The organism is Flavobacterium defluvii (assembly GCF_900129555.1).
Taxonomy (GTDB): domain Bacteria; phylum Bacteroidota; class Bacteroidia; order Flavobacteriales; family Flavobacteriaceae; genus Flavobacterium; species Flavobacterium defluvii.
Window position 1 is genome coordinate 98,971 of record NZ_FQWC01000006.1, and the last position, 24,330, is coordinate 123,300.

Sequence of the window (24,330 nt, forward strand, 5' to 3'; positions counted from 1 at the left end):
ACAACAAACAATTAAGTAAAAATATGCCACTATACAGCAGTCAACCCCTAAAAATATACAACTCACTTTCGGGTGAAAAAGAAAATTTCAAACCAATCCATGAAGGAAATGTTGGAATGTATGTTTGTGGACCAACAGTTTATAGTAATGTGCATTTAGGAAACGTAAGGACTTTTATGTCTTTTGACGTAATTTTCAGATACTTTTTACATCTTGATTACAAAGTTCGCTATGTGCGTAATATTACCGATGTTGGACATATTGTAGATGATGTTGATGAAGGTGAAGATAAAATTGCTAAAAAAGCACGTTTAGAGCAATTAGAACCTATGGAAGTTGTACAGCGCTATACTGTTGATTTTCATGATATTCTAAAAGCTTTCAATTTTTTACCTCCAAGTATTGAGCCAACTGCAACGGGTCATATTATTGAACAAATCGAAATCATCAAAAAAATCATTGATACCGGTATTGGTTACGTTGCTAACGGATCTGTTTATTTTGATGTTGTAAAATATAACGAAACCAACAATTACGGTGTTCTAAGCGGGCGAAATATCGAAGATATGCTTGCGAATACCCGTGACCTTGACGGACAATCTGATAAAAGAAATCCGCAGGATTTTGCGCTTTGGAAAAGAGCTGAGCCAGAACATATCATGAGATGGCCATCTCCTTGGAGCGATGGTTTCCCGGGATGGCACTTAGAATGTACTGCAATGAGTACTAAGTATCTAGGAAACCATTTTGATATTCACGGAGGTGGAATGGATTTAAAATTCCCTCACCACGAATGCGAAATTGCGCAAAACGAAGCATGCACTGGGCAATCGCCTGTAAATTACTGGATGCATGCCAATATGCTTACCTTAAACGGAAAGAAAATGGCAAAATCAACCGGAAACAATATTTTACCGGGAGAAATTTTAAGTGGAGACAATACAATCTTAAGTAAAGCCTTTTCTGCATCAGTAACTAGATTTTTCATGTTACAAGCGCATTACAGAAGTATTTTAGATTTTTCAGATGATGCGATTACTGCAGCCGAAAAAGGATACAAAAGATTAATGGAAGCTCTAGATGCATTACCATCTATAAATGCTGGTTCTACAAGCTCTGTTGATTTTTCAGCATGGAAACAAGCTTGTTACGATGCGATGAATGACGATTTTAACACACCAATTTTAATTGCTCAATTGTTTGAAGCTGTTCGTTATATCAATTTATTAAAAGAAGGTAAAGAAACTATTTCTCCAGAAGATTTAAAAACATTCTCAGCAGCTTTAAATGCTTTTGTTTTTGATGTTTTAGGATTAAGTGACGAAAAAGCTGCTGACAGCAATAATGATAAATTAGAAGGTGTTGTAAATATGCTTATCGGAATGAGAAATCAGGCAAGAGCAGATAAAAACTTCGCACTTTCTGATCAAATCCGCGATCAGTTAATTGCTTTAGGAATTCAGTTGAAAGACGGAAAAGAAGGAACAAGTTTCTCAATCTAAAAAAGAAAAAATCTAATAAATCATGAAAGTTATTACGCCATTTGTTTTATTAGTACGCTTTTATCAAACTGCGATTTCACCTTTTACGCCCGCTTCATGCCGATTTGAACCAACGTGTTCAACATACATGATTCAGGCTTTACAAACTCACGGATTATTTTACGGAGGGTATTTAGGAATAAAGAGAATTTTAAGCTGTCATCCATGGGGAAGGTCAGGTTACGATCCCGTTCCAGAAAAGAAATGTTCACACAAACATTAACTTTTTATAAAGATTTGATCCGTATTTAATAGCTATTTTTACAAAACACAATAAAAACATATACTCTATGACACAACCTTTAAACATCGTTTGGAATCCTTCTGAAGGAATTGATTTAGGATTTTTTATGATTCGCTATTACAGTTTAATGTTCGTAATTGCTTTTGGTTTAGGCTGGTTCCTAATGAAAAAGATTTTCGAGCGCGAAAATGAATCTTTAGACAAATTAGATTCTTTATTTGTTTGGACAGTTTTAGCAACGTTAATTGGAGCTCGTTTAGGACATGTTTTCTTTTATGACTGGGAATATTTCAGAAATCATTTACTGGAAATCTTTTTACCATTTAAATTCGAGCCAAAATTTGAATTTACAGGATTTCAGGGTTTAGCAAGCCACGGAGCAGCAATTGCAATTATTGTGGCAATGTATTATTATAGCAAAGTAATCTTAAAACGTCCATTATTATGGATTTTAGACCGTGTGGTAATTCCTGTTGCAAGTGGTGCCATCTTTGTACGTTTAGGAAATTTCTTCAATTCTGAAATTATCGGTCACGAAACAACATCTGCATTTGGAATTCGTTTTCTACATGACAAATTCAGCAAAGCAGACACAGTAAACGCTACAAAAATTGCTAATCCAAAAGAAGCTTATAATGCCATAGCCACAGACCCTAAATTTGCAAATTTACTAGCAGAAGTACCAGCAAAGCACCCAACACAATTGTACGAGGCATTTTGTTATATTTTCGTATTTGCTGCTTTATATTTCTTATATTGGAAAACTAATGCAAGACTTAAATCAGGATATCTTTTTGGATTGTTTTTAGTGCTTTTATTTGTAGTACGCTTTATTGTAGAATTTGTAAAAGAAAGCCAAGGCGGTATTGAAAAAGAATTAGGTTTGTTCTCAACCGGACAATGGCTAAGTATTCCATTCATTATTATTGGTCTTTTCTTTATCATTAGAGCGCAAAGAAATCCTTTAGCAGCTTCTTAATCAGGAATTCAAAAAATATAAAACTCCAGTATTTCGACATACTGGAGTTTTTTTTATAATGGATAGGAAATACCAAATTCAATGTTTTTAGTATTATAACCTGCATTTGTACTTCCTAAACCTGCATTAGAAACATGCCTGACTTCTGGTCTAATATCAAATTGTATTTTCTTCCATTTTAAAGAAAAACCAACCGCTAAAACATCTGCGAAAGCAAAACCACCAGACATTCTTTCAGTTTCAGTATCTGTAATCATCGGGCCAACACTTCCTAAAAGATAAACCGAAATGTTTTTACTAACAGGTTTTCGAATCAAAAAACCTAAATTCAGAACATATTCATGAATATCTTTTAGCTTGGTATATTCTTCTCTTTTTTGTTCGAAATCAGGAGTTTCTGGTTTTACAAAATAAAAATTCAGTAATTGGTGTTTTGCAAAATTAATCTCCGGCTGAACTAAAATCTCATACTGAAAATGTTTTGTTTCTTTCAATTTATAATACAATTGTGCTTTATAAAAATGATTTACAAAAGTGTAATCTTTATTATTGAATTCACTTCCGAAACCATAATTAAAACCAAGCAAGAGTCTTGAATCATTATTTTGTGCATGTATTTTCAATACGATAAAAAGCAATAAATACAGAAGTATTCTTATAATCATAGGCAATTTTAAAATTCATTTAAATATAGTACAAAAAAAGATCCGGCTTTCACCGGATCTTTTTTATTATAATTTAAGCAGTAATTATGCTTTGTTATGCTTGTCTTCGATTGTATGTTTATCATCAGCAGAAATCGAGTCAACCAATACTGGAGTCGCGATGAATAATGATGAATAAGTACCTACAATAATACCAATTAACATGGCAAAGATAAATCCTCTGATTGATTCTCCGCCGAAGATAAACATTGTTAATAATACAATGATCATCATTAATGAAGTATTCAATGTTCTAGATAATGTAGTATTAATAGAAGCATTTACGATATCTTCGAAAGTTCCTTTACGGTTTCCGATGATGAACTCTCTAATTCTATCGAATACAATTACAGTATCGTTCATAGAATAACCAATTACAGTAAGAATCGCTGCGATAAAGTGCTGATCCATTTCCATGTGGAATGGCATGAATTTGTAGCATAAAGAGTAGATTCCTAATACGAAGATTACGTCGTGTGCAACAGCCGCGATCGCACCTAATGAATACTGCCATTTACGGAATGAAATCATTAAGTATAAGAAAATAACTGCCATTGCCCCAAGAACTGCCCAGTAAGAGTTAGTTTTGATATCTTCAGAGATAGAAGCTCCAACTTTAGAAGCTTGTAAAACACCGACTCTTTTACCATCAAAAGAATTAGTAAATTTATCATAACTAGTATTAGGGAAATATTTCGCTAATCCTTTGTATAATATTTGGTTCACTTCTTCATCAACAGCAACACCATCTTCTTTAATTTTATATTTAGTTGTGATTTTCAACTGATCATCATCACCTAAAATTTTAGCTTCAACAGGAGTTCCAAAAGCAGCTGATAATTCATCAGAAACTACAGTTGCATCAACTGGTTTTTCAAATTTAACCTGGAAAGTTCTACCTCCAACAAAATCAACACCTTCATCTAATCCGTTAACGAAGAAGATAGAAATTAAACTCACAACAACTACGATTGAAGAGAAGATATAAGTGAATTTTTTGATTTTAATAAAGTCAAAGTGGAAATTAGTAAACCAGTTTTTAGTAATGTTTGTAGAGAAAGTTAAATCACCTTTTCCAGCAATATTTCTGTCGATAAAAATTCTAGCAATGAAAATAGAAGTAAACAATGAAGTTACGATACCAATTAATAAAGTTAATGCGAAACCTTTAATTGGTCCTGTACCAAAAATAAATAAGATAGCTCCAGTTAAAACGTGCGTTACGTTTGCGTCAATAATAGAACGCATTGCACCATGCCATCCGTAAGAAGCTGTTACTGCTTCAGATAATGATTTACCTTCACGTAATTCTTCTTTTGCTCTTTCATATATAATAATGTTCGCATCTACCGCAGTACCTAATGTTAATACGATACCTGCAATACCTGGCAACGTTAATACGAAACCAAAACTTGCCATAATTCCGAATAAGAATAGTAAGTTTAATAATAAAGCAAGGTTTGCATACCATCCAGCTTTACCATAATAGAATACCATCCAAACACAAACTAATAAGAATCCTAATACAGATGAAATTGTACCTGCATCAATTGCAGCCTGACCTAAAGATGGTCCTACAACTGTAGATTGAATAATATCTGCAGAAGCCGGTAATTTACCTGCATTTAATACGTTTGCTAAATCTTTAGTCTCAGCAACATCAAACGAACCTGTAATTTCAGATCTTCCTCCGGCAATTGGACCACTAGTAACACCTGGCGCAGAATATACGATGTTATCTAATACAATAGCTATATAGCCTTTTTGAGAGAAAGCTCTTCCTGTTAATTCTTCCCAAACTTTAGCTCCCTGACTGTTCATTTGCATAGAAACAGCTGGTTTACCCATTTGGTCAAAAGTATCTTTTGCGTCAGTTACTACACCACCGCTCATAGCAGGAATGTTGTCTCTGTTTCCTTTTAAAGCATATAATTCAACAGCTTCGATATCAGCAGCATTTTTTGGATCTTTTGCTTTTGGATCTTTTATAGTTGTTGGCTTACTCCATACAAATTTTGCATAGTGCTGGTCTGCAGCCAATAACACTCTAATCTCTGGTCTTTTGAAATAGTCATTAATAACTGCAGTATCTTTCACTGCAAAGTATCCTAAAACAGGACCACCTCCGTTACCAATTATTTTATCAAATAAAGGATTGTTTCCTTTTTTAGCATCTAGAGAATCTTTAGAATTATCTGTTAATAAAGCATTTAATGAATCTTTAGCAACAGTTTTAGTTTCAGTTTTCTTAACTTCAGTTTTCTTTAAAGCTTCGTTAGCAGAAACTAGGAAATTACCAATTTCTTCCATTTTATAAGTTTCCCAAAACTCTAATTGAGCTTTTCCACCTAATAACTTCTTAATTCTGTCAACATCTTTAGCACCTGGAAGCTCAACCAAGATTCTTCCTGTTTCTCCTAATTTTTGAATGTTTGGCTGTGTCACACCAAATTTGTCGATACGCTCTCTTAATACTTTGTAAGCACTTTCGATAGACTCATCAACTTTTCTTTTGATTACTTTTTGAGCCTGAGCATCTGTCATTTGGAAATCAATTCCACCCTCACCTTGTAAACTTCTGTTTGCAAAGATATCTGGCGAAGCTAATTTTGTAGTTCCGTTTGAGTTAGCTTCAAAAGCTTCAAAAAATTTATTTAAATAGGTCTTATTTCCTTCTAAATTTGCAGTTGCATCAGCTAATGATTTATTAAATACCGGATTTTTAGAATTGTTTGCTAATCCTTTTAAAACATCTTTAACTGAGATTTGAAGAATTACGTTGATTCCTCCTTCTAAGTCAAGACCTTTATTTAATTGTTTGTTTTTTACTTCATTATAAGTGAAGTCTGTAAAACCAAGATTAAACACTTTTTCTTTTCCAATAGAATCTAAATATTTTAGCTCTTTATCAGGATTGTCTCCTGCAAAAGCTTTAGCTTCACTTTTGACGTTATTTGCCACAAAAGTGAAAGAAAGTTGGTAAATACTTACCAATGCAAATAGAATTGCGAAAAATTTAATAAGTCCTTTATTCTGCATTATTACTAAAAATTAATTATGTTTTATGTTTGTTTTTGGTTTTAAATTCCCTAAAAATAAGCCCTGACATGAGTTTTTAAAACTAAAAAATCGAGATCACGAATTACTACATTTTTTTTAAATCGAGCAAATATATAATTAACGAAAAGATTAACCAATTTATTTATTAATTAATCTCAAAAAAAAGACTGCAAAAGTGCAGCCTTTTCCTTTTTTTAGTGTTTTTATTATACTAAAATCGATTTTAGAGCATCATTCATGCCGCGAACTGCATCTGCACTTTTTGCAAATAAAGCCTTTTCCTGATCGTTTAAATGAATATTTATAATCTCTTCGACTCCATTTTTACCAATTATACATGGCACTCCTATACATATATCATTTTGACCGTACTCGCCTTCTACAAAAACAGAGCATGCAATCATTTTCTTTTGATCGTTTAGAATACTGTCTACCAAATAAGCAACGGAAGCTCCCGGAGCGTACCAGGCAGAAGTTCCTAAAAGTCCTGTAAGTGTTGCACCTCCTACCATTGTATCTGCAGCAACTTTTTGCAATACTTCTTCTGAAAGGAATTGTGATACCGGAATTCCGTTGTAAGACGCTAAACGAGTTAACGGAATCATAGTTGTATCTCCATGACCTCCAATTACCATCGCTGAAATATCATTTGCAGGTTTGTCTAAAGCAAGAGAAAGATAAGTTCTAAAACGAGAACTATCTAAAGCTCCTCCCATACCTATAATTCTGTTTTTTGGTAATCCTGTAGCTTTCAAAGCTAGATACGTCATAGTATCCATTGGATTTGACACTACAACTATTATCGTATCTGGAGAATATTTTAACACATTTTCAGCAACTGTTTTTACAATTCCTGCATTTATACCTATTAATTCTTCTCTTGTCATTCCTGGTTTTCTCGGAATTCCCGATGTAATAACCACTACATCACTTCCGGCAGTTTTAGAATAATCATTGGTTACTCCGGATACTTTGGTATTAAAACCCGTATTTGTAGCACATTGTGTAATATCCAACGCCTTCCCTTCGGCAAAACCTTCCTTAATATCCAACAACACTACTTCACTTGCAATTCCTCTATAAGAAATAACATCTGCACAAGTAGCTCCAACATTTCCTGCTCCTACAATGGTAACTTTCATATTTTTTACTTTATCGGTTATTAATAATTTGTTTGTTCTATAAATTGACAATTCGTTTAATCGTTTAAGTAAATTTAAACAATTAAACGAATTGAAAGTTATTTTTTATTAGGCATCGATATTTGCGTAAACAGCATTTTTCTCGATAAATTCTCTACGAGGCGGTACCTCATCTCCCATTAACATAGAAAAAACCTGATCTGCTTCTGCAAGACTATCGATAGTTACCTGACGCAATGTTCTGAAATTTGGATCCATTGTAGTTTCCCACAATTGTTCTGCATTCATCTCTCCAAGACCTTTATAACGCTGAATAGATGCACTTCCTCCCATTCTTTCATTTGCCTGATCACGCTGAACATCGTTCCACGCATATTCTTTTTTGTTTCCTTTTTTAACTAAATATAAAGGTGGTGCTGCAATGTATACGTGTCCTTCTTCGATAAGTTCTTTCATGAAACGGAAGAAGAACGTTAATATTAAGGTAGAAATATGACTACCATCGACGTCGGCATCACACATGATAATTACTTTATGATATCTTAGTTTTTCAAGATTTAATGCTTTACTGTCTTCTGCCGTACCAACAGTAACTCCTAAAGCAGTAAAAATGTTACGAATCTCTTCGTTTTCGAATACTTTATGATGCATCGCTTTTTCGACATTCAAAATCTTACCACGTAATGGTAAAATCGCCTGAAAGTTACGGTCACGTCCTTGTTTTGCTGTTCCACCAGCCGAATCTCCCTCGACTAAGTAAACTTCGCATCTTGCCGGATCTTGTTCAGAACAGTCTGATAATTTCCCTGGCAATCCGCCACCGCCCATAACGGTTTTACGCTGTACCATTTCACGTGCTTTTTTTGCAGCGTGACGAGCCTGCGCAGCTAAAATTACTTTCTGGATAATTACTTTTGCATCATTTGGATTTTCTTCCAAATAATTTTCAAGCATTTCTCCAACTGCCTGAGATACTGGAGAAACCACTTCCCTGTTTCCAAGTTTAGTTTTAGTTTGTCCTTCGAATTGAGGCTCTGCAACTTTTACCGAAATAATAGCTGTTAAACCTTCACGGAAATCATCTCCAGAAATTTCGAATTTCAATTTATCTAACAATCCTGAAGCATCTGCATATTTTTTAAGTGTTCTTGTTAAACCACTTCTAAAACCTTGCAGGTGTGTACCTCCTTCATGTGTGTTAATGTTATTTACATAAGAGAAAATATTCTCAGAATAACTTGTATTATAGATTAAAGCAACTTCAACCGGAATCTCACCTTTTTCGTGATCCATGCTGATTACGTGAGATATAATTGGCTCACGATTTCCGTCTAAATAACGAATATATTCTTTAAGTCCTTCATCAGAATGGAAAACTTCGCTTTTGAATTCGCCTTTTTCATCGACTTCTCTTTTATCTGTAAAAGTAATTGTGATTCCTTTATTTAAGAAAGAAAGCTCACGCATACGAGCTGATAAAGTATCATAAGAAAACTCCGTTGTCTGCTGAAAAATAGCATCATCAGGGAAGAATGTCTGGCGTGTACCTCTTTTATCTGTTTCTCCTATTTGTTTTACAGGATATAATGCTTTTCCTCTTTCATATTCCTGCTCGTAGATTTTTCCTTCTCTAAATACAGTCGATTTCATGTGAATCGAAAGTGCATTTACTACAGAAACCCCAACTCCGTGAAGTCCTCCCGAAACTTTATAAGAGTCTTTATCGAATTTACCTCCGGCACCAATTTTAGTCATTACAACCTCAAGTGCAGAAACTCCTTCTTTTTTATGTAAATCAACCGGAATACCACGACCGTTATCCTCTACTGTAACCGAGCCGTCTTCGTTTATTGTAACACCAATAGTATCGCAATGTCCTCCCATCGCCTCATCAATGGAGTTATCAACAACCTCATAAACCAAATGATGAAGCCCTCGAACTCCTACATCTCCAATATACATCGATGGACGCATTCTTACGTGCTCCATTCCTTCTAATGCCTGAATACTATCTGCTGAATAATTGTTCTTCTTGATTTCTTCGCTCATATAATTTATTCTAAAAAATGTATTTACTGTCTAACACGCAAATATATAAAAACGCAGGGTATATACCCATAAAATTCCGACTTAAAGCACTTAAGTTATTAACACAATTGTCTGAAAAACCAAAAAATAATTCTAAAAGTCAATTTTAAATTTCAAATTCATAAATTCCAAATTCTAAAAATGGGAATAACATAAAAAAAATTGAAATCTCAAATTCCAAACTTTATCAACTGCATAAAAAAACCGAAATGCATTTTATGCATTTCGGTTTTGATATAAAATTTTCCTATTTAGAATTTTATCGCTTATTGTTTCTTATTAAAATCTCCTGCATAAACAGAACTCATTTTATCAAGAGAAAGATATTTTTTCAAAACACTATTTACTTCTTCAACTTTTAGTGCTTTAACTTTAGTTTCAAGCTGATCATAATCTTCTAAAGGAATTCCGTATTGAAGATATGTATTTGCAAGCTCCATTAATGTATTATCAACTCCTAATCTTGTTTTTCTTTCGTTTTGCCAGCTAATCATGTTTGACTTTAATTCTTCTGCAGTAAATCCGTCTTTTATTGCTTTTGCAATTTCTTCTTTTGCAGCATTTTCAACTGCATTCTTTTTTGTTGGATTTAAGAAAGCGTAATAACTCCATGCAGCTACATCATTTGTAATTGGCACATCAACAAAAGAACCCGCACCATAACTTATTCCTTCTTTTTCTCTTAATCGCATCGGAATTCTGGCACTTAAGAAACCTCCGCTTCCTAAAATTTCATTTGCCATAACAAATGCCGGATAATCAGGATTTTTTCTATCCATTTTAAAACTTATTCTTCCTAATGCAACAGCATTTTCTTTGTCTGGGGTAATAATATCTTTATCAAGTTTTTGTGTTTCAAAATATGTTGGCAATGCAAGTTGGTATTTTGCTTTAGAATTCCATTTTCCAAATGTGCTTTCTAAAATCTCACCTGTCGTTTTTGCGTCTAAATCTCCAACAACACTCCCTACACCATTATTTCCGCCTAAAACATTCGTATAAAAATCAACGATTTCCGATTGCTTTATTTTTTTAAAAGCATCTATTTGGTCCTGAATAGTCGGCGTATAAAAGATACTCCCTTTTTCATATTTTGTAGTAATTCTTGAAATCTCGGTAAATGCAACTGCCTGCGGATCGTTTAAACTAGACTCTAAATAAGTATTGTACTCGCTTATTGTTTTTGTTAATTCATTTTCAGGAAAAGTAGAATTAGCCAGTAAATCTGCCAAAATTCCCATTACTTCTTTAAAATTCTCTTTGTAAGTACTTATGCTGACAGATAATGTTTGTCTTGAAAAATTAAAATTGATTGATGATTTTAATACATCTAATCGATCCTGAATTTGTTCTTTGGTCTGCGTTTTAGTCCCTGTTTTTAATAGTTGCGCCAAAATTCCGGCAACATCACTTTTACCTGTTAAATCTTTTTCGTTACTAACAGGAAATTTAAAACTAGCCTGAACTTTTCCTCCTTTTATTTCTTTTTTGATTAAGCCGTATTTAATTCCATTTGATAGTTTTCCTTCAACAAAATTTTGTTTTAAGTTTTTAATCGAAGCTTCAAATGGAGCTGCTTCTTTTTCTAAAGCCTTTCCTTTATAATCTTTTGTAAATGCTAATAATTCTTCGTCTGTATATTCATTTGGCTTAACTCTTACTTCATCTTTAGAAGGGATAAATACACCAATTGTTCTGTTATTGGCTTTAAAATATTTCTCAGCAACTCTTTGAATATCTTCTTTAGTTAATTTCTCAACAGCATCTCTGTATAAAAATCCAAGTCTGTAATCGCCGGCACCAATAATTTCAGTAAGGTTAATGGCATACGAAATGGTATTATTTTTTACAGTTTCGATTTGTTTGATAATTTTTGCTTTTGCCCTGTTTACATCCTGATCAGTGTATTTTGTAGCAGCAATTTTATCAAGCTCGGTTCTAACTATTTCTTTTGTAGCATTTACATCTTTATCATTAGGAACTGCAACTCCAAAATAAATAAAACTCGCATCTCTTACCGTAGGCTGCCAAAAATAAACATTGGATGCTTTTTGTGTTTCAATCAATGATTTATATAAGTATCCTGATGGATCTGCAGTTAAAATTTCTCCCAATGCATCGATCGCCGCATAATCTTTATCAACAAAAGATACTGTATGATATAAAGCTCCAACATTTTTACTGTCGCCTGCTCTTTTAAGTTCTACATATTTTTCTCCATCCTGAGCCGGCTCGATTGTATACGTTTTGTCTAAAACTCTTTTTGGTCTTGGAATTGCTCCAAAATACTGCCCAACATATTCTAATGCTTTTTTCTCATCAAATTTACCTGCAATAATTAGAGTTGCATTATCAGGCTGATAGTATTTTTCATAAAAAACACGAAGCGTATTGGCTTTTACTCTTTCAATATCTTCTTTACTACCAATGGTGCTGTTTCCGTAATTGTGCCATAAATAAGCTGCTGAAAGGATTCTTTCCTGCAAAACTCCGTCCGGATTATTTTCGCCTATTTCAAACTCATTTCTAACTACAGAAAACTCTTTGTCAAGATCAGTTTGCAGAATCGTAGAATTAATCATTCTGTCGGCTTCCATTTCGATACTCCATTTCAGGTTTTCATCGCTCGATGGAAACACTTCATAATAATTTGTTCTGTCAAACCAGGTCGTTCCGTTTGCATTTCCACCTTTATCAGAAAGCATTTTTTTAATATCTCCTAGATTTTTTGTGCTTTTAAAAAGCATGTGTTCCAGTAAATGCGCCATTCCTTTTTCGCCATAGCCTTCATTTCTCGAACCAACATTATATACAATGTTGACTACCATATTACTTTGTGAAGCATCTGGAATTAAAAGAACTCTTAATCCATTATTTAAAGAATATTCTTTGACACCTTCAACGTTTGTAATGTACTTGGGCGTCTCTACTTTTTTTTGTGCACAAACCGGGTTCAATGAAACTAATGCACAGCATAAAATCCCACTTAGTAATAGGTTTTTCATAGGTTATTTTTGATTGATTATTAATTTGTTAATGACAATCAAATATAATATTTTTCTTAACTAAAAATTTATATTAACGAAGATTTAGGAATTTGAAAATTAAAATCATAAACCATAAAAAAACCGAAACAAGATTAATACCTGTTTCGGTTTGTATGTTTTTAGAATTTACAATTTGTAATTTTAAGTGTTGTTTTTAAACTGCAATTCCAGATTTTACATTTTCAAAATTTCCCTGTAAATGAGCTGCATTGGCTCTTCCACTAGGATCAAGGTTTTCCTGCCATTTCGGAATCCATTTACGAACCGTTTGTGCCGCACTTACTTGTGGATAATATTTATGGAAAATTGATCTGTAATAATACGCTTCTTTTGTTGTTGGCGTGTTATATGGAAATTCTGCACTTGCGCCAGCTAGTTGCTCATCGGTAACCTGAGATTCACAATATTCAATTAATGCGTCTACCCAGTTATACCCAACTCCATCAGAAAATTGCTCCTTTTGTCTCCATAAAACTTCTTTTGGTAAATATGGATCTTCAGGTGTGTCAAAAGCTTTTCTAAGAATATATTTTTCAATTCCGTCGTAAGTCTTCGGCTGTTTTTCTTCTGTTTTAATTCGAATTGTAGCATCCAGAAATTCTTTATCTAAAAACGGAACCCTGGCTTCAATTCCGTTTGCCATTGTTGTTTTATCAACTCGAAGCAAATCGGCAGTAAATAACTTCTGAACTCTTTCTATAGTTTCATCCTGAAATTCTTCTGCCGAAGGCGCATTTCTAAAATACAAATGACCTCCAAAAATTTCATCTGCACCTTCTCCTGAAAGAATTACTTTTACTCCTTTGTCAATTATTGCTTTAGATAATAAATACATTGGAACTCCCGAACGAACCGAAATAATATCGTAAGTCTCAATATGAGAAATAACTTTTTCTAAAATTGCCACACCCTCTTCTACCGTAAAATGTACTTCATGGTGATCTGTTCCTAAAAATTCTGCTGCTTTTCTTGCCGAAACATTGTCCGGAGCATCAGCATCTAATCCGATAGAAAAAGATGGTAATTTTTTACCGCTGTCTTTTAATAGTCTTGAAGCAATCGAAGAAACTAAAGAGGTATCTAAACCTCCTGATAAAATAACCCCAACCGGAACTTCGCTCATTAAACGTTTACGGGTTGCGTCGATTAATTTTTCTCGGATTAGGCTAAAATCAAGCGGTTGAGTTGCATTTTTATGATCTTCGTATTCCGGGTGATAATATTTTACAAAACCGCTTTTTGCCGTATAGTAATGTCCCGGAGGAAAAGTTGAAAACGATTTGCATTGATCTGCAATTGATTTCATTTCCGAAGAAAAATAAATTCTTCCTCTTTCATCTAAACCATAATACAACGGTTTCACCCCAATTGGGTCTCTTCCTGCAATATATTTATCTCCGTCGATAATTACAAAAGCAAAATCACCATCAAGTTTATTACAAAAATCATATCCAAATTCTTCGTACAAATGCACGATTACTTCCGAATCAGAATTGGTTCTGAAAGTATGATCTTTCAAAACTGTATTTTTTAATTCCTGATAATTATAAATTTCGCCATCGTGAACCATCCACGCTTTATCTGTTCCCTGAATAGGCTGTTTTCCCGATTGCAGATCGATAATGGATAAACTTTCATGACAAAGAATACTTCCATTTTCCATAATATGCAAATCACTTTCATCCGGGCCGCGATGCGCCATTCTTCCTGAAAGTTCTTTTACAAGCTGCGGGTCTTTTCCTTTACCAATAACGGCCAATAATCCAGACATACTATTCTATTTTTTATTTTTATTCTTCAGTATCAGCTCAAAATAAGCTGAACATTAAAAAATCATTAAAATTATTTGGTTGAAAACAAAACTAAATATTATTTTTTGCTTTCTTACATTTTCAATAATAAAATCTTAGGTATTTAACTTTTTGGGGAATGCCAAATATAAAAAAAGTAAGCTAAATAATTACTGAAAAATTATTATAAAGAGCTGAAATATAGAATTTAACAATTTTAGACAAGAAAGACGTTCTCAATAAAGAACGTCTTTCCCGCAATATATACTAATTCTAATAATTAAACTTGTTTATGCTTTAACGTAGGCATCGTCGTGAACACTTGCTACAGCTCTACCAGATGGATCGTTTAAGTTTTTGAAAGCCTCATCCCACTCTAAAGCGATTTTTGTACTACAAGCCACACTTGCTTCCTGAGGAACGCATAATGCTGCTGCATCGCTTGGGAAATGCTCTGAAAAGATTGAACGATAGTAATATTCTTCTTTTGAAGTTGGAGTCTGTAATGGAAATTTATATTTCGCATTTGCCAATTGCTCATCCGAAACTTCTCTCGCTACAACTTCTTTCAAAGTATCAATCCAGCTGTATCCTACCCCATCAGAGAATTGTTCTTTTTGTCTCCATGCCACACTTTCAGGAAGCATGTCTTCAAAAGCTTTACGAACTACCCATTTTTCCATCGGGTGTTCTTTGTTGATCATTTTATCCTGCGGGTTAATGCGCATTGCAACATCCATAAACTCTTTATCTAAGAATGGCACACGACCTTCAATTCCCCAAGCCGCTAAACTTTTGTTGGCACGCAAACAATCGTACATGTGAAGTTTTCCTAATTTACGAACGTTTTCTTCGTGAAATTCTCTAGCGTTTGGCGCTTTGTGGAAATATAAATATCCTCCAAAAAGCTCATCTGCTCCTTCGCCTGAAAGAACCATTTTGATTCCCATAGATTTAATCACTCTCGCCATTAACCACATTGGAGTCGAAGCTCTAACTGTAGTTACATCATACGTTTCAAGGTTATAAATTACATCACGAACTGCATCTAATCCTTCCTGAATTGTAAATTTAATTTCGTGGTGAATAGTTCCAATATGATCTGCTACTTTTCTCGCTGCAGCTAAATCCGGAGAACCTTCTAATCCAACTGAGAAAGAGTGTAATTGCGGATACCAGGCATCCGTAGTATCATCGGACTCAATTCTTTTTTGAGCAAATTTCTTAGCTACAGCCGAAGTAATAGACGAATCTAAACCTCCAGAAAGTAAAACTCCGTAAGGAACATCACTCATTAATTGTCTGTGAACCGCTGCTTCAAGTGCTTTTCTGATTTCTGGAATACTTGTTTCGTTGTCTTTTACAGCCTCATATTCTGTCCAGTCTCTTTTGTACCATTGTACAAATTCACCGTCTTTACTTGATAAATAATGCCCCGGAGGGAATAATTCGATTTTTGTACAGTATCCTTCAAGAGCTTTTAACTCAGAAGCTACGTAAAAAGTTCCGTGCTGATCCCAACCGATATATAATGGAATAATTCCCATGTGGTCACGAGCAACAAAATACTCATCTTTATCAACGTCATAAATCGCAAATCCGAAAATTCCGTTTAATTCATCAACAAAACTTACACCTTTTTCTCTGTATAATGCTAAGATAACTTCGCAGTCACTTTCTGTTTGAAAGTTATATTTTCCGTCAAATTGTTTACGTAAATCTCTGTGATTGTAAATTTCACCATTTGCAGCCAAAACCAATTTTTTATCTTCTGTAAATAAAGGTTGTTTTCCTGAAGCTGGATCTACAATTGCTAAACGCTCATGAGAAAGAATTGCTTTATCATTGCTGTAAATTCCGCTCCAGTCTGGTCCGCGGTGACGAATGATTTTAGACATTTCTAATACTTGAGGTCTCAAAGCTTCGGCTTTTTGCTTTAGATCAAAGGCACATACAATTCCACACATAATTTTATATTTTTAAACTTTTAAATTTTAATTTGATAAGGCAAAGATGAAGTATTAGTTATAATTGAAAAACACAAATAGTTGTTTTAGTTTCAATTTAAAAGTAAAAAATATTTTTTACATATAAAATGTAAAATTTTAGCATTAAAAAAAGCTTGAAACTTAAAAATTTTAATTTGGAACAGAAAACTGGTTTAAAATTGAAAGTTTAGAATGATTTTTTGAATTAAATTTTGAGTTATTTCATTATTGATAAAAAATCCATAAAGATCGAAGAGAAAATTGTTCAAATATTGCTCTTTGCTCAATCTTGTCATTTCGACGAAGGAAAAATCTTCGTAAGAAGCTCGCCAAAGATGGGATTCTCGTTACGGAGTTAATTGTGAAGATTTCTCGTTTCTCGAAATGACAAACTTTACAGCCAACTTTTGTGTAATCCCTACGGGACAATCGTATTGGTGAATATGTTTCTACCGATATTTAACTCCTAACTGAGTATGTAACTCGTAAATGTTCTATTAATAAAAAACTGGCTATTTTAATCTTAAAGAAACATATCTCGTAGAGATTAAATATTGGTAGAAAAAATATTATGTATTAAAAATTGTCCCGTAGGGCACTACACGAAACGAATTCATCATTCAATGCTTTCAGTCGTATAATGCGTCTTATTATTAACTCCTAACGGAGTATGTAACTCGTAAATGTTCTATTAATAAAAAACTGGATATTTTAATCTTAAAGAAACATATCTCGTAGAGATTAAATATTGGTAGAAAAAATATATGTATTAAAAATTGTCCCGTAGGGACTACACGAAACGAATTCATCATTCAACACTTTCAATCGTATAATGCGTCTTATTGTTAACTCCTACGGAGTACGTAAATCGTAAATGTTCTATTAATAAAAAACTGGATATTTTAATCTTAAAGAAACATATCTCGTAGAGATTAAATATTGGTAGAAAAAATATTATGTATTAAAAATTGTCCCGTAGAGACTACACGAAACGAATTCATCATTCAACACTTTCAATCGTATAATGCGTCTTATTGATCTCGAATTGAAATCCAACTTTGTTTCCCATTAAATGATTTCCCAAAGGAGATTGTGGAGAAAGTGCAATAACATTGATTCCATCAATTGCAATTTTAGGAAGCGCAACACTTACATATAAAAAAATTCCGTTTGCTTTTACCAAACTTCCTGAAATGATATTTTCGGTATTTTTTGAAGCATCGATTTTATCTAAAATTGCTTTTTGAGCAATCGCTTCTTTTAATTTATTGGTCAGTTTTTCCTGTTCGATGTGCATCATCGACAAAGCGGTTTCATGTTTATCTCCGGCAGAACCTTTTGCATCGTTTTTAGAATCTTCTGTCAATCCCGAAATCATATCTTTAAAAACGTCAACTCGGTCCTGAACCATTTGTGAGTAGTGAGAATGTATTTTTTGTTTAAAAGTCATTTTTTTGAAAGTACTGAGGTTCTGAGATGCAAAGATGCTAAGGTTTTTTATTCTTTGACCAAATTTAATTAAAAAAAACAGCCACGAATTCACGAATCTACTCCAAAAAATTCATGAGTTCACGGCTGAAAAAAGGCACTTTTTATATTGTAAATAAATTATTCCTTTATGCTTTTAGAATGAAAAATTTAAAAATCGAACTTATAATTTCCTCCTACTAAAACCTGAAATCCCTGAACAGGATAATTCAGCCATTTTTGGTAAGCCTGATTTCCGATATTGTTTAATTTTAAGAAGAAAGTCAAACGGTCGTTGTATTTATATCCTAAATGTGCATTGGCATCAAAATAGCTCTTTAAAGTTGTAATGACCGGATCAACTCCAGAATTTAAATTAGACTGCATGTCTTTACGTTCTCCCACATAAAAAACGTTCAATCCTGCATACCATTGTTTTGTAATATTAACGTCAAGATTTGAACTTAATTTCATCGAAGGCAAGTTCCAGGCTTCCAATCCGTCAATCTTATAACTATTGAAAGTTCCGTTGATTCCAAAAGAAACATTCTGCGAAAAATCAGCTTTTAATTCTCCATAGAAACGGAAAGTTCGAACATCGTCATAAACTACACCAAACGAATTTCCGAATGCATAATTTTGATTTGAAAAATCTTCTGTATAATCATTACTTTTAAACAGCGCTTTATCTTTTTCATTTAAATAAGAACCTGTTAAATTATAGCTCACATTATTTGCCAGTTTTCCTTTTAATCCTGCAAAAACATTATATTGTGTACTACTTGGCCTCATATTTAAAGTTGGAGAAAGAAACGGATTTTCATTCACAAAATCAGCATATGAATTTTGATTTAAGCTTCCGTTTACTCCGGTATAGAAAATCATTAAATCACCAACTAATTTATAAGAAGCATTTACTTTTGGATAAATATAAAATTTGTTTCCGCTGTTTTCAGAATCCAAAGCATAAAATAAACCAGCGCCTAATTCTAAAGTCCAGTCATTTTCATGAACCACAAAACTCGGTTCGATTCCAAAATTAGTCAGACTATATTTTAATGGCTCAACATTATCTCTTGTATAATTATGCTCAAACGAACCACTAACATGATCTATAATGACATTAGTGTTAATTGCCTGATCCATCACATCAACTTTAAAAGTTGGTTTTAGATAGAAACGATTTTCTGAAGAAGAAAAACTATCTGAAAAATGTGTAAATCTTGTCGAAATTTTGCTAAAAACACTTTCAGTAAATTCAGCATTTCCGCCTACAGAAATCGTGTTATAAGAATGATTCGGATTAATTCCTCTTATTAAATCTTCCTGAGCTCCCGGCACTAAAGTCATTCCAAAATCAGCAGGCAGACCATACCAATTATATATTTGATTTTGATATCCTAAATCAACGCCCCAGGACATATCGCGATTATTTTGTCCATAACCAATATTTAAACCTGTATCGTAAAATTCATCGTTTAGATTTACATCTTTAATTCCGCCCTGAGATGAATGATGACGCAGCATTCCGGCCAAATAATCATTATTTCCTAAATCCTGCGTTACGAATAATTCTGCATTTAGCGTACCGTAATTTCCAACACCGAGTGTTGCATAATTATTAAACAATCTTTCTTTTTTAGATTTATCAACAGCCTGAGCATTTCCTTTTGAAGGCGTAAAAGTCGAAGCCACCGGAACAGACAAAATACTATATTTAATAATTTCTTTTGGCTGATTTCCCGCATCGTCAAGCGAAGGCGTTTCTTTCACTTTAAAAGCGTCTGATATTGTTGGCGAATAAGGTTTTACTACGTTTACCGTTTCAGTTCCAATACTTTCATTCTTCTTAACTTGCGAAAACGAAAGCTGGGCAGCAAATAACACGAGCAAAACGGTAATTTTATTTCGGCAGTTTAATTTCATACTTATATTTTTTAAGAGTATAGAGAAAAGAGTATAGAAAATAGACTTATACTATTCCTTAATTCTTAGCTCAATCTCTTGTTTTGTTTCTATATTCTAAAATTTATATTCTTTGTTCTTTATTCTATTTTCTAAAATTCAAGCTTCCCAATCTCCTTTAGCAACAAATTGTGCTTTTCCTCCAATTTTAATATCAAACTCTTCATTAACCAGTTTTCCTTTAAAATAAATTTGAGACGGACGGCCAATATAATCTCCCTGATAATTGATTAATTCAAATTCAGGTTTGTGATATTTTAATAAAAAAGCCTGCAGACAAGTACTTGCGCTTCCTGTTGCTGCATCTTCAACCAATTGATTATGTTCAACACACAGCATTCTGCTAAAGATTTTATCATCTTCTAAATAATAAAAATATAAGCCTCTATGCTCTGTTTTACAGTTGTTTTTTAACCATTGATCGGTTTTATCTTTATCCAAAACTAAATTTTCAAGCGCTCTTTTACTACTTAGCCCAACCATAACAAAGGCACTTCCTGTAGTCACTTCCTGAATAGGAAATTGATTTTCGAAATCACTCACCTGAAGATTGCTGAAAAATGTAAAATCTATTTTCGAAAAAACATCCCAAAATTTAGGCTGAGCAGCTTTTAGCCAGATCAAATCTTCTGTCTTATGAATCTGAATGGGTCCAATGGGAACATTTAATGTTATAGTTTCAGGCGAATTCTCAAATATTTTATTAATTAAAACCCACGAAGTTCCAATTATTGGATGTCCTGCAAACTGCATTTCATGAGCCGGAGTAAATATTCTGATCTCGGCTTTATTATTTTCTCTATCAAGTTTGGTCACAAATGTGCTTTCTGCGAAATTAATCTCACGCGCCATTTGCTGCATTTCTTCAGAACTTAAATTTCCTGCATCCAAAAAAACCGCCAGCTGATTTCCGGCATATTTCTTATCAGCAAAAACATCAACTATATAAAAAGGTAAACTCATTTCTTTCTTTTTTTTGAGAAAATAGAAGAAAGAATAAAGAAAATAGACTTCAAATCTTTGTTTTCAATCTATTTTCTATTCTCTATATTCTATACTCTTTTTTTCTTATCTATTAATCGACGAATTTGTTTTTGACTCTTCCGCCTTAATTGCGTTTAATTCTTTTTTAGCTTCTTCTACAACATCCGGATAATCTGTAAAATTGTTGATTACGTTATCCAAAATGTATGTTGCCTGATAGCTGTCTTTTAATCCGTAGAAATTTTTAGCCATTAAAACCAAACCTTTTGCTCCGTAATATTTGTAAGCCGAATAGTTTTTTGCCAGTTTTTGAATTGCTGTGTTCGACGCTTCAAATTTCCCTTCTTTGGTTTTAAAATAAGCATCATAATACAATGCTTCGGCTGCTAATTCTCCTTTTGAAGTCGTAGACAATTTTGCATATGCAGTTTTTGCTTTATCTTCATCACCTGTTTGAATTGCTGCGCGTGCGACAACAATCTGCGCATCTGCTTTTACATTGGTATCGGCTTTAGGATTCGCTAATACTTTTTCTGCAGCAATAACTGAGTTGTCATAATCTTTTTTGTCGTAATAACATTTCATCAAATTGGCCTGCGCAAAGTTTTTATTCTGAGGATAATCGGCTTCGCTTTCTAAACGAACTAAAACCGGAATTGCTTTGTCACAATCTTTAGCTTTTAAGTAAATCTGAGCCAGTCTGTTTAAAGCCTGCTCCGTAAATTCACTTCTCGGCTGATCGATAACATATTGATAATTCGAAATTGATCTGGTTTCAGAACCTTCAGCATAATATAATTGTGCCAAATAAAAATTTGCTTCTAAAGCATGCAGTCCAGAAGGGAATTTGCTCACATAACCTGCAAATCCTGTAATCGCCGTTTTGCTGTTATTCTGGCTGTATTGTTTGAAAGCGGCATCGTAAGTATCATTATCCAGTTCTGCATCTGTAACCGAAACGAAATCTAAAGTTCTAACCCAGGTTGCATATTCATCCACTTTTCCAGAATCAACATAAATTAATCTGGCTGTTGAAACAGCTTCCAGAGCTTCCGGTGTTTTTGGGAATTCTGCTGCAACTTTCTTGAATTTTGTCAATGCTTGTTCGTCACGATCTGAATTGTAATAAATTAAACCTTGTTTCAAAATTGCTTTTGAAGTAAAGGAACCGTTTTTGTATTCTGAAATTAACTGATCGTAGGTTTTAATTGCCAAATCATTCTTTTTGTCAGCTACATACGTATTTCCTAACTCAAACAAAACATCATCACGATATTCTGATTTTTTATACATTTTTAAGAAGTTGTTCAGTTCGTTGATTTTCTGATCGTTTTTAGACATAAAACCATACGAAAGTGCTTTTTGAAACTGTGCATAATCGGCATCAACACCCCTTGCGTCAATTGCTTTTCCGTAAGCTTCGTTTGCCTGAGCATATTTTGAATTCACAAAACGAGAATCCCCTAAACGCAGATACGAATCATTCAAACGAACTTTATCTTCTTTATTATTATCAATCTGCGCCTGAAATGAATTCGCAGCCTGATCGTATTCTTTTAGTTTAAAATAGGTGTAACCAATATTATAATTGATGTTTTTGTATTCGTCTGTAGATTTTGCGGCAGGAAGTCCGGCAAATTGTTTGTACGTTAATAATGCATTCTGCATATCATCTGAAACATATTCAGTTTCAGCTTTCCAAAACGTTGCGCGCGCTGTAAATTCAGGTGTTTTTTGTTCGTTAGCAGCACTTTTAAACATTTTTCCTGCTTCGGCATAATTTGATTCATTGTACAACTCAACTCCTCTGTAAAAAAGCACTTTTTGGTACGCCGCTTTATTTTCTGGTGTTCTGTTTTTTTCTAATAAAGCCAAAGCTTCTTTATAGTTTTTAGTCGAAATATAAGAATCAACCAAAAGTTTTTCTACTTCTGCCCTGCTCGAATTGTTTGGATATTTTTTTAAGAAATCAAGTAAAATTCCCGGAACGGTTTGATAAGCGTTTCCAATATCATAACTTACTTTAGCATAATTCAAAGCTGCATCTTCCTGAATCTGCGCATTGAAATCCATTTCCGAAGCATTTTTGAACGCATTCAAAGCTTCTTGTTTTTTACCGGTATTTAAATAACTTAAACCTAAATGGTAATATGCATTTTGTGCAACGAAATCTTTTCCTTCAATTATTTTATTAAATTGAGAAATTGCTTTTTCGTAATTTTTCTGCTCGTAATATGCGTAACCTAACTGGTAGAAATCGGTGTTGTTCCATTTTCCTTTTTTCCCTGCATATTGTTCTAAATACGGAATCGCTTTATCGTATTGTTTTAAGTTGAAATAACTTTCGCCGATAATTTTATTCAATTCTGATTTTTCCATATCATTTGATTTAGCCATTGCTTTTTGGCCCAAATCAATTGCTTTTTGGAAATTTCCTAATTTAAAATTCATATCAGCCTGATAATACGAAAGTTTCTCTTTGTATTTTTCTTCACCCGAAACTTCGTCAAAATATTTCGTTGCTTCTTTGTAATCGTCACCTTCATAAGCCATAAATCCTAAATAATATTTGGCCTGCGAACCAAATTCAGGAGAGTTTACAACCTTATTAAAATACGCTGCAGCTTCTTTTTTATTTTTAGCATTAAAATAGCTGTAGCCTTTCTGGAAATTAAATTTATCCGAATCTTTTTTGCTCATGTAACTTTCGTCGACTTTGTCAAACCACTGCAAAGCTTTCGGATAATTTCCCTGTTCGAAAAAATATTGCGCAACCTCAATATAAGCCTGATTTTGTTTGGTACTTGTAGGGTAATCTTCAACGAATTTTTCCATCAAAGCATCGGCATTGGCCTGATTGGTTCTAATAGCACAATTGGCGATATAGTAAGCACAATCTGATTTTACTTCTTCTGTTGGTGCGGTATTGTTTTTTACATATTCAAAAATATGCTGAGCCGAAGCGTATTGTTTGTCGTTATATAAAGCCAGCGCTTTGTCAAAATCCTTTAAATCGTAAGTATATATTGCCGATTTTTGTGCCGAAACTGCAGTCGAAATAAGGATAATTTGGAATAAAAAGAACCTGGAAATTTTACGCATTTTAGTTATATTTAGTATTCAAATTTATCATTTTATACCGTTTATAACGAAACGTTTCTTCGATTTATTATGAACAAATGTCAGAATCGCATTTATTAAACAAGATATTAAAGGTCAAAAGATTGGTTTTCAAACTTTCAAAAACAATTTATTTTTTAGCGTTTTTATTCAGAAATCATTGAAATTTATTTTGAATCCAATCGTTATCTTATTACTTTTACAATTCAAA

At 33.4% G+C, this 24,330-nt stretch carries 14 protein-coding genes; 3 read left to right on the forward strand and 11 right to left on the reverse strand.

From position 1 onward, the window contains the following. Positions 1-23 precede the first annotated feature (23 nt). From cysS to lgt, 3 genes are all read left to right on the forward strand, one after another. Complete coding sequence (cysS, locus tag BUC29_RS14060) at positions 24-1,502, forward strand: cysteine--tRNA ligase (RefSeq protein WP_073416812.1); 1,479 nt, start codon at positions 24-26, stop codon at positions 1,500-1,502. 22 nt (positions 1,503-1,524) lie between these two features. Next, complete coding sequence (gene yidD / locus BUC29_RS14065; protein WP_073416813.1) at positions 1,525-1,764, forward strand: membrane protein insertion efficiency factor YidD; 240 nt, start codon at positions 1,525-1,527, stop codon at positions 1,762-1,764. A gap of 67 nt (positions 1,765-1,831) precedes the next feature. Continuing rightward, on the forward strand, positions 1,832-2,764 hold the full coding sequence (gene lgt, locus BUC29_RS14070; RefSeq protein WP_073416814.1) for a prolipoprotein diacylglyceryl transferase: 933 nt from the start codon (positions 1,832-1,834) through the stop codon (positions 2,762-2,764). A 53-nt stretch (positions 2,765-2,817) separates the two neighbouring features. Here the strand turns inward: lgt and BUC29_RS14075 are convergent, their stop codons facing one another. The 11 genes from BUC29_RS14075 to BUC29_RS14125 all read right to left on the reverse strand — a co-directional run bounded on the left by BUC29_RS14075 (position 2,818) and on the right by BUC29_RS14125 (position 24,101). Next, complete coding sequence (locus BUC29_RS14075; protein ID WP_073416815.1) at positions 2,818-3,429, reverse strand: acyloxyacyl hydrolase; 612 nt, start codon at positions 3,427-3,429, stop codon at positions 2,818-2,820. Positions 3,430-3,513: 84 nt separating this feature from the next. Continuing rightward, on the reverse strand, positions 3,514-6,507 hold the full coding sequence (gene secDF / locus BUC29_RS14080) for a protein translocase subunit SecDF (protein ID WP_073416816.1): 2,994 nt from the start codon (positions 6,505-6,507) through the stop codon (positions 3,514-3,516). 227 nt (positions 6,508-6,734) lie between these two features. Next, positions 6,735-7,670 carry a malate dehydrogenase gene (gene mdh, locus BUC29_RS14085; protein ID WP_073416981.1) on the reverse strand — a complete coding sequence of 312 codons (936 nt, stop codon included), beginning with the start codon at positions 7,668-7,670 and terminating at the stop codon, positions 6,735-6,737. A 108-nt stretch (positions 7,671-7,778) separates the two neighbouring features. After that, positions 7,779-9,719 (reverse strand): DNA topoisomerase (ATP-hydrolyzing) subunit B, encoded by a 1,941-nt coding sequence (gene gyrB, locus BUC29_RS14090; protein WP_073416817.1) that lies wholly within the window; start codon positions 9,717-9,719, stop codon positions 7,779-7,781. Between the two features lie 305 nt (positions 9,720-10,024). After that, entirely contained in the window at positions 10,025-12,763 is a 2,739-nt protein-coding gene (locus tag BUC29_RS14095; protein WP_073416818.1) for a M16 family metallopeptidase, read from the reverse strand. A 196-nt stretch (positions 12,764-12,959) separates the two neighbouring features. Beyond that, the gene (gene asnB / locus BUC29_RS14100; RefSeq protein ID WP_073416819.1) at positions 12,960-14,576 is read right to left on the reverse strand and encodes an asparagine synthase B; all 1,617 of its coding nucleotides are present in this window, start codon (positions 14,574-14,576) and stop codon (positions 12,960-12,962) included. A 309-nt stretch (positions 14,577-14,885) separates the two neighbouring features. Continuing rightward, positions 14,886-16,562: an asparagine synthase B gene (gene asnB, locus BUC29_RS14105; RefSeq protein ID WP_073416820.1), complete on the reverse strand. Its 1,677-nt coding sequence runs from the start codon at positions 16,560-16,562 to the stop codon at positions 14,886-14,888. Between the two features lie 1,021 nt (positions 16,563-17,583). After that, entirely contained in the window at positions 17,584-18,033 is a 450-nt protein-coding gene (locus BUC29_RS14110) for a hypothetical protein (protein ID WP_073416821.1), read from the reverse strand. 188 nt (positions 18,034-18,221) lie between these two features. Continuing rightward, a complete protein-coding gene (locus tag BUC29_RS14115; protein ID WP_073416822.1) occupies positions 18,222-19,976 on the reverse strand; it encodes a TonB-dependent receptor in 1,755 nt (584 codons plus the stop codon). A gap of 138 nt (positions 19,977-20,114) precedes the next feature. Beyond that, the gene (locus BUC29_RS14120; RefSeq protein WP_073416823.1) at positions 20,115-20,978 is read right to left on the reverse strand and encodes a PhzF family phenazine biosynthesis protein; all 864 of its coding nucleotides are present in this window, start codon (positions 20,976-20,978) and stop codon (positions 20,115-20,117) included. Positions 20,979-21,083: 105 nt separating this feature from the next. Beyond that, positions 21,084-24,101, reverse strand: coding sequence for a tetratricopeptide repeat protein (locus BUC29_RS14125; protein ID WP_073416824.1), 3,018 nt, complete (start codon positions 24,099-24,101; stop codon positions 21,084-21,086). Between the last annotated feature and the right edge of the window lie 229 nt (positions 24,102-24,330).